This is a genomic window from Paenibacillus sp. FSL H7-0940 (genome assembly GCF_037979415.1).
Lineage (GTDB): Bacteria > Bacillota > Bacilli > Paenibacillales > Paenibacillaceae > Paenibacillus > Paenibacillus amylolyticus.
On the sequence record NZ_CP150280.1, the window covers coordinates 5645295 to 5659385 of the forward strand.

Genomic DNA, 14091 nt, shown 5'->3' on the forward strand with positions numbered 1-14091 from the left:
TTTTATCGACCCAGGAAGGTGAGCGGGTTTTGCGCGAAGACAATGGACAACTGACTCAACATAGCGATTTTATCTATCATCTCGAATATCACGTACCTGTACAGGTATACGACCGCGACACCCATATTGAGATTGGTCTAATCACACGTTTCGATAATCAATTCGTCGAAATTGCCGACACGCTTTTTCATCGGCGTCGTTTCCGATTTATCTCCCGCCCGGGGTATTAGCTGACCAGCGTCTGTTTCACTTTTAATAAAACGGCACGCCGACAGGGGTTACATTTTCCATTGAACCGGAAAACGTAACCCCTCTACTACTTTATGCAGACATCCTTATTCAATTTCAAACAGCTTGCTGATTGACAATTCCTCATGAACCCGGATAATCGCTTCTCCGAGCAAAGGCGCTACAGACAACACTTTGAGTTTGCTTGTCGGATTAGCATGCGTAATTGGAATGGTATCCGTCACGATGACTTCCTTCAATGGTGCATTCTCCAAACGTTCCATCGCAGGTCCGGACAATACCGGGTGAGTACAGCACGCGTATACTTCTTTTACGCCGCCTTCCATCAGAGCATTCGCCCCCAGTACAATCGTTCCCGCCGTGTCAATAATGTCATCGATCAGGATAGCTGTTTTACCCTCGATGTTACCGATAATGTTCATCACTTCGCTCACATTTGGCTCAGGACGACGTTTATCGATAATCGCCAGGGGTGCATTCAGGAAATCAGCCAGTTTACGTGCGCGCACTACGCCACCATGGTCAGGCGACACAACAACCGGATTTTCGATCTGTTTCGACCGGAAATATTGAGCCAGAATTGGCACGCCAAGCAAATGGTCGACTGGAATGTCGAAGAATCCCTGGATCTGCATTGCATGCAAGTCCATCGCGATGACACGGGTTGCACCCGCTTTTTCAATCAGGTTAGCAACCAGTTTCGCTGTAATCGGGTCACGTGAACGTGCCTTGCGATCCTGTCTTGCATAGCCATAGTAAGGAATAACGACGTTAATCGTCTTGGCAGATGCCCGTTTGAGTGCATCAATCATAACGAGCATTTCCATCAGGTTATCATTAACCGGCAAGCAAGTGGACTGCACGATATAAACGTGACAACCCCGAACACTCTCGGAGAGTTTCACTTGAATCTCGCCATCACTAAAGCTGGTTGTGTGAGATTCACCCATGGGGATCCCGATATAATCAGCAATTTGATGGGCAAGCTTGGGGTTAGAATTGCAAGTAAATATTTTTAATTTCGAATCAAAATAAGTCATAAAATAAAAACCCTCCGTGCTGGTTCATTGGAATCAATAAGCGTCTGCGACATGTCGGCACCTCCCCGATCTTCGGGAGGCAATCTTGTTATCAAAACCCCTTATTGGGGTTTGGCATTTTGTTTCTTGGCTTTGGCACGTCCGCGAATCTTCTCCGCATAACCAGGTTTATTCTCCTGACGTGGACGAGCAATGGCCAGATCATTCTCGGGAACGGAATGGGTAACGGTAGAGCCAGCAACCACATAAGCGCCTTTTCCTACCGTAATTGGTGCAATCAGATTGACGTTGCTGCCTACAAAAGCATCATCTTCAATCGTTGTCACAGCTTTATTATAACCATCATAATTGACAGTTATTGCCCCGCATCCAACATTTACGTTTTTCCCTACTTTGGCATCCCCAATATAGCTGAGATGAGATACTTTGGATCCTTCATCAATTGTAGCATTTTTCACTTCAACAAAGTCACCAATTTTTACGTTGCGACCCAGTTTAGTCCCTGGACGCAAATTAGCAAATGGACCTACCGTTGCATCAGAACCAACCTCGGCATTGGATACTACCGAATGTTTAATCGTAACTCCGTCCTGAATAACGCTGTCTTCCACATCTGCCTGAGGACCAATATGACATGCTTCACCAATGGAAGTTGTGCCTTTGAGGATTGTCCCCGGATACAAAACTGTATCTGATCCAATCGTAACATCCGCTCCGATATATGTCGATGACGGATCAATGATTGTCACACCGTTCAACATATGGCGTACGGCAAGACGTTCACGCATGAAGGCTTCGGCTTGCGAAAGTGCAAGTCGGTCGTTAACCCCGATGGATTCTGCGATGTCATCCGACATGTAAGCTTCAACCACTTCTCCATCATTGCGGAAAATGCCAACTACGTCTGTGAGATAATACTCTCCCTGAGCGTTCTGATTCGTCACTTTTTCCAAGGCAGCGAACAATTTTGCATTATCGAAACAGTATGTGCCTGTGTTAATCTCATTCACAGCATCTTCCTGCTCTGTGCAATCCTTTTGTTCCACAATCCGTTGTACAGATCCATCTTCTCCGCGAATGACGCGGCCATAACCTTTGGGATTGTCCAACTGAGCCGTAAGAACTGTGGCTGCTGCTCCGCTGCTCTCATGCAGCTTCATCAGACCTTCCAACGTCTCACTGGTCACAAGTGGTGTATCTCCGCAGACCACAATCGTAGAGCCTGTTTCGCCGCCAAGCAAGGATTTAACCTGCTTCACTGCATGACCTGTACCCAGTTGTTCCGCCTGAAGTGCATACTCCGCTCTGGAACCCAAAAATGACTGCACCGCTTCGGCACCATGACCGACTACAACCACACTGCGTTCAACGCCTGCGCTGAGTGCTGCATCCAGCACATGTCCAACCATAGGTTTACCGCATACGGGATGCAGTACTTTGTACAATTTTGATTTCATTCGTTTTCCTTGCCCTGCGGCAAGAACGATTGCCATTCGTTTCAAAATTAACGACCTCCTGTTCTGAAAATCCCATTGAAATGCATTGCTGATCTATATCCAATGAGTATCGTTCAGCCGGCTTCAAGCCGGTCCTGTTCATCGCCTGCTGTCTCTGTAATCACACGTAACAACGCGGACACCAACGAATCGTGACCTATATGTATACGCCGTGTACCTGCGAGCTTAACCGAATCCCAATGATTCCTAAGATGCCGCCCTGCCACCAAGCGCACGATGCGCTTTTTGTTCTCTGCTAATAAACTCAATACTGAATATATCTTATTCCGGTCAAAAAGAAAAGAGAGCCATAAGACATGGCTCTCTTTTCCTTCGAACCCCAATAATGTTCTCAGGCACCTTCTTCAATGACTTCTTCCTCAGTTGCCGCACGATCGTATTCAGTCAAAACTGCTGCCTGAATCTTCTCACGCGTACCGGAAGAGATCGGGTGGGCGATATCACGGAACTCTCCATCAGGAGTACGTTTGCTCGGCATAGCAACAAACATTCCGTTGTTACCATCAATGACACGAATGTCATGAACGACGAATTCGTTATCGATGGTAATGGATGCGATAGCCTTCATTCTCCCCTCCGAGTTAACACGGCGGAGTCTGACATCCGTAATTTGCATGTGTGTGTTCACCACCTTTTTCCATCAGAACTTGGTGTATAATTCCACACAGCATATACGAACTCCTTCTTTTTATAACCACAAAAATTTCCTAATTTCAGGAATTTTTTTATTTAATACACAATTCGACAACGTTAGTGCCAGGTCGATGGAAAAGACCTTTTAACGACATAACATTCGTCATCTTTCTACAGGTCAAAATAGTTGCCAGGCTTGACGGAAATCTGTCTGCTCTTGGCATCAACCGCTGTCAGTTTCGCCAGAGATACATAATCTGTTAACAAGCGTTCTTCTGAATCTACAGAACCAGATTCCACCAGTACCCCTACCCCGGCTACTGTAGCATTAAACTCGGCCAAAAGATCGATCATTCCTTGCACCGTACCCCCGGCCTTCATGAAGTCATCCACAATAAGTACTCTGGAATGCTCACGCATCGCTCTACGAGAGAGGGACATGGTATGCAGACTTTTATGGGACCCGGATACATAATTGATACTTACGGCCGATCCTTCTGTAGCCTGATGGTCCCTGCGTACGAGCACGACAGGCAGGTTGAGCTGGGCACCGGTTGCATAAGCCAATGGAATTCCTTTGGTTTCTACCGTCATAACCACATCAATATTCATATTGCCAAAGGCCGTTGCAAAAATCTTGCCGGCTTCATTCATCAATGCGGGCTGACCAAGCAAGTCGGACATATACAGGTATTCTCCAGGCAAGATCCGATCAGGTTGCGCGAGCTGGGTCGAGAGCCGCTCCGCAAATGCCAGTGCCAGTTCTCGGGATACCTTCGGAATCCATCTTACTCCCCCGGCTGCTCCAGCCAGTGTATGCAGTTCTCCTGACCCACCTTCTTCGAACACTTCTTTGATAATCGCCAAATCTTCACTAATTGAAGACTTTGCGGCACCATAACGTTCGGCAAATGTGGTCAACGGAATAACCGTATGCGGTCTGGACAATAAGTATTGCGTCATTTCAACCAGCCTTGCGCTTCGTTTTAACTTCTTCACAGAGATCCATCCTCACGATCACGGAAACATCCAAATCCGAATAATTATTTAAGAATATAACACCTTTATACGTGTTTGTACATTATAAAAGCGAATTTTACGTTAACATACGTACAGCGTACACTTCTTTACAGAACCCACGCAGACCATTGTATATCCGGGCAACCTTGGATTCTTTGGAAACCAGGCCAAATACCGTTGGACCGCTACCAGACATTAACACGCCGTCTGCACCCAATCGAATCATGGCATCCTTCAGATGCTGAACTTCCGGATACAGCTTCAACGTCACATCTTCAAGCACATTGCCCATCTGGTCACAGACTTCCGTAAATGATTGATTGCGTATAGCCTGCTCCATTTTAGTTGCACTCGGATGACGAACAATCTTGTCACTGCGGAACCTTCCGTACACATCGGCTGTAGACACATTAATCGGAGGCTTGGCCAGAATTACCCAGCATTGCGGCGGATTAGGAATGGGAGTTAACTTCTCACCACGGCCTGTAGCGAGTGCAGTCCCTCCTGTGATACAGAATGGAACATCCGACCCGAGTTCAGCTCCAAGCTCCTGCAGTTCGTGATCCGGTATATTCAACCGCCACAGACGGTTCAATCCACGCAGCGTTGCTGCTGCATCACTGCTGCCGCCGGCAAGACCAGCTGCAACTGGAATCTTTTTATCCAGATGAATATGGACGCCCGTACGCACGTTATAGCGCTCCTTAATGAGTCTGGCTGCCTGGAAAGCCAGATTCTTCTCGTCGAGCGGGATATAACCTGCCTGACTGGAGATGAAAATAGTATCTCGCGGCAGCTCCGACATTTCCAGCCGATCAGCTAGATCGACCATGGTCATGATCATTTCAACTTCATGGAATCCATCGCTTCTTTTATGTAAAACGTCCAGCATCAAATTAATTTTAGCAGGCGCTTTTTCGTAAATTTTCAAGGCGTTCACCCGTCCTCACCTTTTCCCTAAGACAACTTAACATATTATATCAAAATGGGGCTGTCAAGTCATTTGTATTCCGCATCTAAGGGGAAAAAGCGGGGTTGTTCCTGACGGATTTCCCCGCTTTTCAGTCTGCTTGAAACGGATTAAGATTTGCGCGCAGCCTGTTCAGCAAGTTGAATTGCACGTTTTACCATGTTTCCTGCATCCTTGGCTTTAATTCCGCCCCAGCCTTCCTGTTGCACCGTATCATAGAAGCCCAGATCTTTCGCGAGCTCATTCTTCAGATCCTCTGACATGACACTTCTTCTTCTGCGACTCATGAACCATCCTCCTCCAAAGTATCCTTCATAATGTGATGAGTTCGTTGTTCGTTCACGTTTTGGACATTTTGTCACCAAGCTATATTCAGTTTCCTGCATTGCTTAAGAAACTGTCCCTTCACCTGTCCATATAGTATGCCGTGACCGTTCCTCGCTCATTCCTGAGTATGTATGGGTTACGATAGAGGGTGAATTGATGTTTAAAGAAAACAAAAAAGCGATCCGCCTTGTGGGGCGAATCGCCTGTAAATCGATACTTACGTCTCCATATAGGAGCTATGCGTCTGGCTGCCCGGGTCATAAACCATGACTTCCACCGATTCCGTAAGTATATCCGCATAACTATAAGATACTCGCTTGAAGGTTTCTTGCTCCTCATCAAGCTTAACAATAAAAACAGAAGGGTACGTTTCTTCCAATACACCCGTACGCTCAATGGTCTTACGGCGGCCACCATTAGCCCGCAACATAATTTTCTGACCAATATGTGCATCGAGATTGCGTTTGATATCCAACAGCGTGTTTTTAGCCATTGTCGACGACCACCTCTTTTCTTGTCCATTATACCGGATTTTACAGTCATTGTCAAATCAAAACTAATTATTATATCAGCATCAAAAAGTTGTTGTCAATGAATTTTTTTGCAAACAAAAAAAGCCCCAAATTGGGACTTTAAATGGCCTACATCAGACTGCCGACGGGTTCACTTTTAGCGTAGATAAATCATTCAGCCCAGGCAGACCTACCCGGTAACTCCCCCGTGTCTCGACACCACCCACACCCTGGCTACCACTGATGGTATTGTGCAGAACATCACTCATGTTGACCGTATCGCGCACAGAAGTAAAGGAGGCCTTGGCTGCCACATAGACCGGATCAAGTGCATGAATGAGAATTCTGCCTGGGGAACTGGCAAAGTTCGCTCCAGCGCGCAACAGTGCCTCAAAATGGGACTGACAGGCCCCTGCAACAATAGTGAGGGCGTCCAGATGGCGTTCATATTGTCTGGCCACCTGAATGGCCGATACAAAATTTTGCGAGTTCTTGTAGCTACCAAGACTATATAAGTCATAGGGCTGACGTGTCTTTAACACCCCATCATGACCCGTAATAACTACGATATCCGGACGTACTTTGGGTAATAAGCGGTATAAGGTATCTGCCATTGCCGATTCATGGACATACTGTCCCTCTGCGGGTACACGAAGTTGCTCATAGAGATCCATACTTTTTTTCAAATAGTTCGGATCTCCATCCAGATGAAGCACCTTTCCAGGCATTTCAAAATAAGCCGGTTCCTGCTGGGCAGACCAATCCTGTACCAGACCTTCACGATTCCGCTCAGCCTGTTCCATACGATTCTGCTGCAGACGGGACAGGGTCTGATGTGCTTTAATATGCGCCTGTCTGGTCTTGGCGCTTTGTGGTTCGTAGGGAACCTGTATCAAATCGTCCACCGGGGAATCGGCAATCAGCCGGAACTCAGTCCCTTTAATGACCGCAGCATCCAACTGGAGGCCTTCCACCCGAAAAGTCACATCGCCGCCGTATGACTTCCGAACGACCAAGTCTCCGATATTCATCAACGTAATCACCTCTACCCCATCGTATGGGCAAAGACCCGGTTTGGTTCATTCAAATTTTACAGCGCTGCACGTACCCCTGCTTCCCACATTACGGTGCTGAGTGTGGCATACTCTTGCAGACTCAACGTCTCTCCACGTCGGGAAGGTTGAATACCTGCCTGCTCCAGCAGAATGTCTGCCTGTTCCCGGTTCTCCTTTGTGAAGAAACGTGCCTTCAAATTGTTTGAGATTGTTTTTCTCCGCTGGGCAAAAGAAGCCTGTACCACTTCGAAGTAGTGTGCTTCATCCGGAATCTCCACTGGTGGTTGCTCACGCACTTTCAGCTTAATGACAGCTGATTCCACATTAGGTTGCGGAATGAAGACCGTAGGAGGCACAATACACACAAGTTCCGGCATACTGTAGTACTGAACTGCGATGCTTAGACTACCGTAGTCTTTTGATCCAGGTGCAGCAGCCATGCGTTCAGCCACTTCTTTTTGGATCATGACAACAATGCTGTCTACCGGCAGTTTCTCTTCCAGCAGTTTCATCATGATTGGAGTCGTTACATAATAAGGCAGGTTAGCCACAACACTGACTTTGTCCACGGATGCAAAATCCGTATTAAACAACTCAGCCAGATCAAGCTTCAGCACATCCCCATGATGAACACGTACATTCGAATAAGGCTGCATCACTTCTCCCAGGATTGGGATTAAGCGCTGGTCAATCTCTACGGCTGTGACGGGACCGGCTACCCGAGCCAGTCGCTCCGTGAGGGCTCCAATACCCGGCCCGATCTCCAGTGCGCCCTTGGACTCGTCCAGATCGGCTGCATTAACAATTTTGTTCAGTATATTTTGATCGATCAGAAAGTTCTGACCCAGACTTTTCTTAAATGAGAATCCGTGTCTTTGAATAATCTCTTTCGTACGCTTGGGCGTTGCAATTTCAATCGTCTCTTCCATGTTCTTCATATGCTCACAATCCTTCACGTTCAATTTGCGCTAATGCTGTAGAGAACTCTTCCCGTGTAATCTGAAATACACTGAGGCGTTTGTGGAACTGCTTACCGTTACAATAACCGATGCCCAGCAGATTGCCCATCTCCATGCGACGTGCAGCAGCCTGCGGATGCACAATAAGTCCTGCCGCGATCAGGTCCTCCCAATCGATCAGGCTCGGAGCACCTTCGTATGAAGTATGTACGCGCGCCAGAGCATGACGGATCGCCTCTGGTGAGGCATTCTCCACCCCAATGTCCCCTTTGCGCGTTGCATCGGCTTCCGGAATGAAGGCATGTTTGCAGCCTGGCACCTTGTTCGCAATAATTTTTCGAATGCGTTCGCCAGCATGATCCGGATCTGTCAGTACAATGACTCCCCGTCTCTCCTGAGCAAGCGCAATCCGCTTCAGAATGCGTTGGTTGATTGCTGATCCACCTGTTTCTATGGTATCGGCTTCCACGGCCCGACGGATAGCTACCGTATCGTCACGGCCTTCCACCACAATGATTTCTTTTATCATGTTCCATTTCTTCCTTTCTAACGCAAAAAGAAGAGGAATATCCTCTTCTCTGCCAAACGGCGGGGGAGACTGAATTCAGACTCCTCCGCCGCATATTCCGCATGAATCATTCATGCAACTATTTTATAGCATTCCCATTTCAAAGTAAAACGATTTTAGTTCGCTTCCGGCTTCACCGGACCGATCACGTAGACCGTCTTGCCTTTCTTACGTCCAAAATTCAGGGCATGCTTCACACTGTCATAATACACATCAATTTTGTTGCCTTTAATGGCACCGCCTGTATCTTCCGCACGACGGAATCCCAGACCTTCGATATATACCCACCAGCCAATTGGAATGACTTTGGGATCAACCGCAATGGTGCGTCCTTCCGTTACACGAGTACCGGAAGCTGTTTTAGTTCCAATGCCAGGCTCTTCGGAAGAGTAGGCAGTCATGGATACATTTTTAAGTACTTTGGAGTATTTAAAAGAAGTCCCGGATACGGTAATCACTTTGCTGCCCGAGGCAGATGTTTTCTTCGAGTTCGTTGTTGTAGCCTTTTTGGTTGTTGACGTTTGAGCCGATACGGTCTGAATCTCAGGTTCTTTCACGACCGGTTTTGCTTTGGTGCCGACAGCGATCACTTTATCTACACGATTATTCGCGACAGATTTGCCGACCATTTTTTTGGAGACCAATTCTCCATCCTGAAATACCTTTTCGATATGCTGCACAATTGTGCCTTCTTTGCCGTTCACAACGACACGGTTATCCCCTTTGTATAAGCTAGGGTCAGCCGTTTTAATGACTTTGTAAGCGATCGGTTGCTCTACTTCCACTGTACGCTTTGTTACGCGCACTACACGGATCTTCATCTCCGCTTTGATCGCAGTTCCAAGCGCCGGATACACTTTATCATTACTTTCAACTTGAATACCTGATTTTTGAATTGCATCTTCTACCGATGAATCGGTTGTATACAGAGTCTTGGTGTCTCCGTCTGCCGTAATGTTAACTGGAACGGCCCGCTCAATAACGATTCGGTCTCCATCTGTAATCGCCCCATTCATGGACATGGATACCTTATCGTGAGGGCTGACTGTGATCGACTGCTCCTCCAGCATTTCCTGAAGCATTCCTGTACGAGTCTCTACCACCTGAGCTTTGCCATCAATAACCAGCGAAATTTGTTTCCCGGCCTGACCGTAAACGACTAACAAGATCATGATTGTAAGCGCAATTGAGAAAATCGCGATCAATGCCATTTGACGCATGTTCTCATGCTTCCACCGCAACGCGAAAGACTTACTGGATGATCGTGACTCATGGGTCTCTTCTGGTTGGAATGTGCCCACTTCTCCGTCCTCCTTCATAGCCTCGCCGTCTAAAGTAATGCATGATGTCTTTGACGTGACTATACCAAATTTTCTACAGAACACAGATTGGACCAACATAATCCGATTCTGCACCATGAATCAATCTTCGCAACATGATGTCATCCTCCTGAATACCTACCGTATGATGACAATATTTCTTTTATTCAAAAACAAAAAAGCCAAAGAAAGAGTGTAAGAGGAACTCTTCCGTGGCTTCCGAATGATTCTGAATATCGGAAATTCATGCACGAGGTTGCCTCTCTTTTTCCGCTTGCGAGGTTAGCTGTCGGGTTCGGGCGAAAGAGAGCCGCCCTATCTTGGGTCACCCGCTCATGGCGGACGCCCTTGAATTCACCCCGAGACCCAAAGAAGAAATCAAATACGGCTTCGCAGTTCCCTTCGCTGCTTTTGGGTCAGCGAACGTTGCGCATCGGCCAAATACACCGATGTTTAAGCCCTATTGGTTCCCCCGCTCTCCGATAACGGAGACTCAGCGAGACTGATTCATGAAAGTAATGTTGTTTCATCGGAAAGTGTCCCTTTGTTCATCCCCCGAACATCTGTCCAATTTTCCGCACAACAATTCACTGAAAAGATGATATCCTGTTTTGATGCATGTTGTAAAGCGTTGATCAAGTACGTTTTTCTGAATATTTGGTTAAAATATTGTAATATTCTTGATTTATTTGGATCAAAGGGCAAATTACCTCCGCTTACCTGCCTTTTTCACCTCATTTGCTCGTTTTTTTAACGAATCCCAAATCGTTCCATGGCATTTTTGGTTGTTATTGCAGCAATTTCCTCCACCGAAATGCCTTTAATTTCCGCAGCTGCCTCTGCAACCAGACGTACATGCGCTGTCTCATTTCGCTTCCCACGATAAGGGTGAGGTGTCAAATATGGAGCATCTGTTTCAATGAAAAAACGGTCCATAGGAACCTTCTCCAGCACCTCTTTGGGCTGCTTTGCATTTTTGAATGTGATCGGTCCTCCGAAGGAGAGATGGAAGCCCATATCGAGACAACTTTTTGCTGTTTCCCAGCTGCCTGAGAACGAGTGCATCACACCACCAACTTCACCCGCTTTCTCTTCACGCAAAATTCTTATGATATCCTCATGTGCATCCCGATTATGGATGACAATTGGCATGTTCACTTCACGCGCCAAAGCAATTTGTTGTCGTAATACGCGATGCTGTATTTCTTTTGGTGAAGTATCCCAGTGATAATCCAATCCAATCTCACCGATCGCAACCACTTTTTCATGCTTGCATAAAGATGCAATCCACTCCAAATCGCCCTCCTGCATTGTGATCGCATCTACGGGATGCCACCCTACAGCTGCATATATAAAGTCATATGTTTCAGCGAGTTTCATTGTGGTTGGAATTGTCTCCCGGTTAAAGCCAATGTTGATCATGCGACCAACTCCTGCATCCACAGCACGCTGAATCATGTCCTCGCGGTCCTCGTCGAATTGTGGTGCATCCAGATGTGTATGTGTGTCGAACAGCATCATGTCTGTATCTCCCTTCATGTCGAAATAACGACTATCTTCTTTTTCAAAATCCAATTTGTAAAATTCAATAATTCAATGACTCATACATAAAACATTTTGGGTAATCTGTGTATTACATCATTACGCTTGTTTCTTCACAACTACAATATATAGAAGATATACGGATATTCTGATCTATATATTGCTAATTGTGCTCATTCTGCCTGCTTGTATTTACAAAATTATGTCGATCTACATATACTCCCCATTAAAGCAGATTACTGTATCATGGAAAATAGCTCTTTTAGAAAGTGTTTTGATATCGAAATTCTTCATCGGATTATACCCACACGATTACAAGAAATAGGGGCGTATATGTGACGGTAATTCGTGAATAATCGCATCCACCTTGTTTTGCGGGTAATACAAATGATGTTTCCCTCGGTGAAGCCCACTGATGGAACGGACAATGTCAGATACTTCTGACAACTCACGTAAATTGTCCTGTCGATCCAGAAGAAGAATCTGCTTATCTGTGGATTCATCCGGACGAAACACATCATACGGATTATCCGAAGGAAAATCAATTTCAAGATCATATTCGGGATCGAGGCCAGCCTGTACAAAAGCTTCCCGAATCTCTTCCATCATTGTCAAGTCGACCTGTTCAAGCTCTACATACTTATATAACTTGCGATCCATAAAACGTTCGCATAACTCACTCAGAACAGTATCGTCCTCCTTGCGCCACTGCGTAAATGCCGTCTGAATTAATGCTTCATCCAACTGCAAATATTCATCCACGGATAATTCTCCTTCAAATAATTGAGGGAGTGGATCAATCATGAAGCGGAATTGAAAACCATGTTGTAGGAGTGTTTTCGCTCGCTTGAATATTTGCCGCAATATAATTTCAGAACTACGAGTTACCGGATGGAAGTAAATCTGCCAATACATCTGATACCGAGACATTAGGTAATCCTCCACAGCATGCATGCCTGACTCCTTGACTACAATCCGCCCATGATAAGGACGCAGCATCCGAAGGATACGATCAAGGTCAATCGTGCCGTAATTTACACCTGTAAAATAGGCATCCCTGAGCAAATAATCCATTCGGTCTGCATCAAGCGGACTGGTCACCAAGTTCACCACAATCGGCTTTTCATACGTTTTTTGAATGACAGACGCTACTTTCTCAGGAAAATCAGGAGCATACCGTCTTAAGATCGCCCCTACTTCGGTATCACCTGTAATAATGCGACAAGTCCAATCTTCGTGATTCATGTCAAAAGCTTCCTCGATGGAGTGAGAGAATGGCCCATGCCCGAGATCATGAAGTAGAGCTGCACACAGAGCTACAATCTTTTCTTCCTTCGGCCAATCCGAATAATGACTTCTTTCAAATTGAGAGATGATCTTGCGTGTGATCTCATAAACACCTAGTGAATGTGAGAACCGACTATGCTCTGCTCCGTGAAAGGTAAGGTAAGAAGTACCTAGTTGACGAATCCGGCGTAAACGCTGAAATTCCGGGGTGTTAATTAACTGCCATATAACCGGATCTTGCACGTGGATATAATTATGTACCGGATCTTTGAATACTTTCTCTTCCGTTAAACGTTGTTCCATGTCGACTCACTCCTTTAATTTCTTTTATATTAACGCTTTGAGCTCTGCGATTCACCTAAGATTCGACACCATATGACGAACTTTGTCGAATGAAGTAGTTTTGTCGTTTTCCAAATCGACAAAGCTGACATTGAGGTTTAAATGCGAAAAATGGCTTCCAATCCCTTACCACCAGTAACCTTGTGAAAAACAGCCTTAATTTTAAGCTAATTTTAAGGTTGACTGATTTGGGAATCGTTGGTATGATGAGTATCATAAAACATAAAATAATGTCGAATAATGACAAAGATAGTTAGCTGAGAGGAGCACTGATTATAATGATGAAATCAACAGGTATTGTAAGAAAAGTGGACGAACTGGGACGGGTAGTTATTCCAATTGAATTGCGCCGTACGCTCGGTATTGGTGAAAAAGATGCTCTGGAAATCTACGTTGACGGCGAGCGCATCATGTTGAAAAAATACGAGCCTGCTTGTATCTTCTGTGGTAATGCAGAGAACGTTACTTACTTCAAAGGTAAAATTGTTTGTAACGAATGTATTTCCGAAATCCCTGCACCTGTGACAAAATAAGAAAAACCAGGTATACTGGACTTATCTAAATTGTTATTTCTAACCTTTTTAATATTCCTTAATGACCTTCCCGGTGTGAACCCCACCGCGGAAGGTATTTTTTTGCCTTGTTATGGGTTCCATTACCCAAAATGATTCTGTCACACGCGAACTGGGAGAGAACGATGAAATTTGTTCGGAATTTTTTTTAGCCACTCTGCTCTTTTTAATATTCCACT

The 14091-nt window shown here is 45.7% G+C and carries 16 protein-coding genes and 1 riboswitch; of the genes, 2 read left to right on the forward strand and 14 right to left on the reverse strand.

Annotation, left to right across the window (positions count from 1 at the left end; all coding sequences use genetic code 11):
• The first annotated feature begins 29 nt into the window (after window positions 1-29).
• Window positions 30-230 carry a hypothetical protein gene (locus tag MHB71_RS24975; protein ID WP_024633712.1) on the forward strand — a complete coding sequence of 67 codons (201 nt, stop codon included), beginning with the start codon at window positions 30-32 and terminating at the stop codon, window positions 228-230.
• A 105-nt stretch (window positions 231-335) separates the two neighbouring features.
• On the opposite strand, the gene MHB71_RS24980 is transcribed toward MHB71_RS24975, so the two are convergent.
• The 14 genes from MHB71_RS24980 to MHB71_RS25045 all read right to left on the reverse strand — a co-directional run bounded on the left by MHB71_RS24980 (window position 336) and on the right by MHB71_RS25045 (window position 13301).
• A complete protein-coding gene (locus MHB71_RS24980; RefSeq protein WP_017691370.1) occupies window positions 336-1289 on the reverse strand; it encodes a ribose-phosphate diphosphokinase in 954 nt (317 codons plus the stop codon).
• A gap of 101 nt (window positions 1290-1390) precedes the next feature.
• A complete protein-coding gene (gene glmU, locus MHB71_RS24985) occupies window positions 1391-2791 on the reverse strand; it encodes a bifunctional UDP-N-acetylglucosamine diphosphorylase/glucosamine-1-phosphate N-acetyltransferase GlmU (protein WP_036606127.1) in 1401 nt (466 codons plus the stop codon).
• 68 nt (window positions 2792-2859) lie between these two features.
• A complete protein-coding gene (locus MHB71_RS24990; protein WP_124118801.1) occupies window positions 2860-3054 on the reverse strand; it encodes a hypothetical protein in 195 nt (64 codons plus the stop codon).
• An 83-nt stretch (window positions 3055-3137) separates the two neighbouring features.
• Window positions 3138-3422: a septation regulator SpoVG gene (spoVG, locus tag MHB71_RS24995; RefSeq protein WP_017691372.1), complete on the reverse strand. Its 285-nt coding sequence runs from the start codon at window positions 3420-3422 to the stop codon at window positions 3138-3140.
• Between the two features lie 188 nt (window positions 3423-3610).
• Window positions 3611-4438 (reverse strand): pur operon repressor, encoded by an 828-nt coding sequence (gene purR, locus MHB71_RS25000; RefSeq protein WP_017691373.1) that lies wholly within the window; start codon window positions 4436-4438, stop codon window positions 3611-3613.
• Between the two features lie 97 nt (window positions 4439-4535).
• A complete protein-coding gene (gene ispE / locus MHB71_RS25005) occupies window positions 4536-5390 on the reverse strand; it encodes a 4-(cytidine 5'-diphospho)-2-C-methyl-D-erythritol kinase (RefSeq protein WP_036668482.1) in 855 nt (284 codons plus the stop codon).
• A 149-nt stretch (window positions 5391-5539) separates the two neighbouring features.
• Window positions 5540-5716 (reverse strand): small, acid-soluble spore protein, alpha/beta type, encoded by a 177-nt coding sequence (locus MHB71_RS25010; protein WP_017691375.1) that lies wholly within the window; start codon window positions 5714-5716, stop codon window positions 5540-5542.
• A gap of 257 nt (window positions 5717-5973) precedes the next feature.
• Complete coding sequence (locus tag MHB71_RS25015; RefSeq protein WP_017691376.1) at window positions 5974-6249, reverse strand: Veg family protein; 276 nt, start codon at window positions 6247-6249, stop codon at window positions 5974-5976.
• Window positions 6250-6402: 153 nt separating this feature from the next.
• The gene (gene yabG / locus MHB71_RS25020) at window positions 6403-7299 is read right to left on the reverse strand and encodes a sporulation peptidase YabG (protein ID WP_017691377.1); all 897 of its coding nucleotides are present in this window, start codon (window positions 7297-7299) and stop codon (window positions 6403-6405) included.
• 59 nt (window positions 7300-7358) lie between these two features.
• Window positions 7359-8261, reverse strand: coding sequence for a 16S rRNA (adenine(1518)-N(6)/adenine(1519)-N(6))-dimethyltransferase RsmA (rsmA, locus tag MHB71_RS25025; RefSeq protein WP_100528122.1), 903 nt, complete (start codon window positions 8259-8261; stop codon window positions 7359-7361).
• A 4-nt stretch (window positions 8262-8265) separates the two neighbouring features.
• Window positions 8266-8811: a ribonuclease M5 gene (rnmV, locus tag MHB71_RS25030; protein WP_036668473.1), complete on the reverse strand. Its 546-nt coding sequence runs from the start codon at window positions 8809-8811 to the stop codon at window positions 8266-8268.
• Between the two features lie 155 nt (window positions 8812-8966).
• Window positions 8967-10151 carry a 3D domain-containing protein gene (locus tag MHB71_RS25035; RefSeq protein ID WP_036606128.1) on the reverse strand — a complete coding sequence of 395 codons (1185 nt, stop codon included), beginning with the start codon at window positions 10149-10151 and terminating at the stop codon, window positions 8967-8969.
• A gap of 273 nt (window positions 10152-10424) precedes the next feature.
• Window positions 10425-10678: riboswitch (cyclic di-AMP (ydaO/yuaA leader) on the reverse strand.
• A 241-nt stretch (window positions 10679-10919) separates the two neighbouring features.
• Entirely contained in the window at window positions 10920-11690 is a 771-nt protein-coding gene (locus MHB71_RS25040; RefSeq protein WP_179087975.1) for a TatD family hydrolase, read from the reverse strand.
• Window positions 11691-12023: 333 nt separating this feature from the next.
• Window positions 12024-13301 (reverse strand): HD domain-containing protein, encoded by a 1278-nt coding sequence (locus tag MHB71_RS25045; RefSeq protein ID WP_036606129.1) that lies wholly within the window; start codon window positions 13299-13301, stop codon window positions 12024-12026.
• Window positions 13302-13618: 317 nt separating this feature from the next.
• Between MHB71_RS25045 and MHB71_RS25050 the strand changes: the two genes are divergently transcribed.
• Window positions 13619-13873: an AbrB/MazE/SpoVT family DNA-binding domain-containing protein gene (locus MHB71_RS25050; RefSeq protein ID WP_024633700.1), complete on the forward strand. Its 255-nt coding sequence runs from the start codon at window positions 13619-13621 to the stop codon at window positions 13871-13873.
• Window positions 13874-14091 lie beyond the last annotated feature (218 nt).

Coding starts and splice junctions, on each gene's coding strand:
- MHB71_RS24980 (WP_017691370.1), bottom strand. CDS start 1,289: ATGACTTATTTTGATTCGAAATTAAAAATATTTACTTGCAATTCTAAC.
- spoVG (WP_017691372.1), bottom strand. CDS start 3,422: ATGCAAATTACGGATGTCAGACTCCGCCGTGTTAACTCGGAGGGGAGA.
- MHB71_RS25010 (WP_017691375.1), bottom strand. CDS start 5,716: ATGAGTCGCAGAAGAAGAAGTGTCATGTCAGAGGATCTGAAGAATGAG.
- MHB71_RS25015 (WP_017691376.1), bottom strand. CDS start 6,249: ATGGCTAAAAACACGCTGTTGGATATCAAACGCAATCTCGATGCACAT.
- yabG (WP_017691377.1), bottom strand. CDS start 7,299: ATGAATATCGGAGACTTGGTCGTTCGGAAGTCATACGGCGGCGATGTG.
- rsmA (WP_100528122.1), bottom strand. CDS start 8,261: ATGAAGAACATGGAAGAGACGATTGAAATTGCAACGCCCAAGCGTACG.
- rnmV (WP_036668473.1), bottom strand. CDS start 8,811: ATGATAAAAGAAATCATTGTGGTGGAAGGCCGTGACGATACGGTAGCT.
- MHB71_RS25040 (WP_179087975.1), bottom strand. CDS start 11,690: ATGATGCTGTTCGACACACATACACATCTGGATGCACCACAATTCGAC.
- MHB71_RS25045 (WP_036606129.1), bottom strand. CDS start 13,301: ATGGAACAACGTTTAACGGAAGAGAAAGTATTCAAAGATCCGGTACAT.
- MHB71_RS25050 (WP_024633700.1), top strand. CDS start 13,619: ATGATGAAATCAACAGGTATTGTAAGAAAAGTGGACGAACTGGGACGG.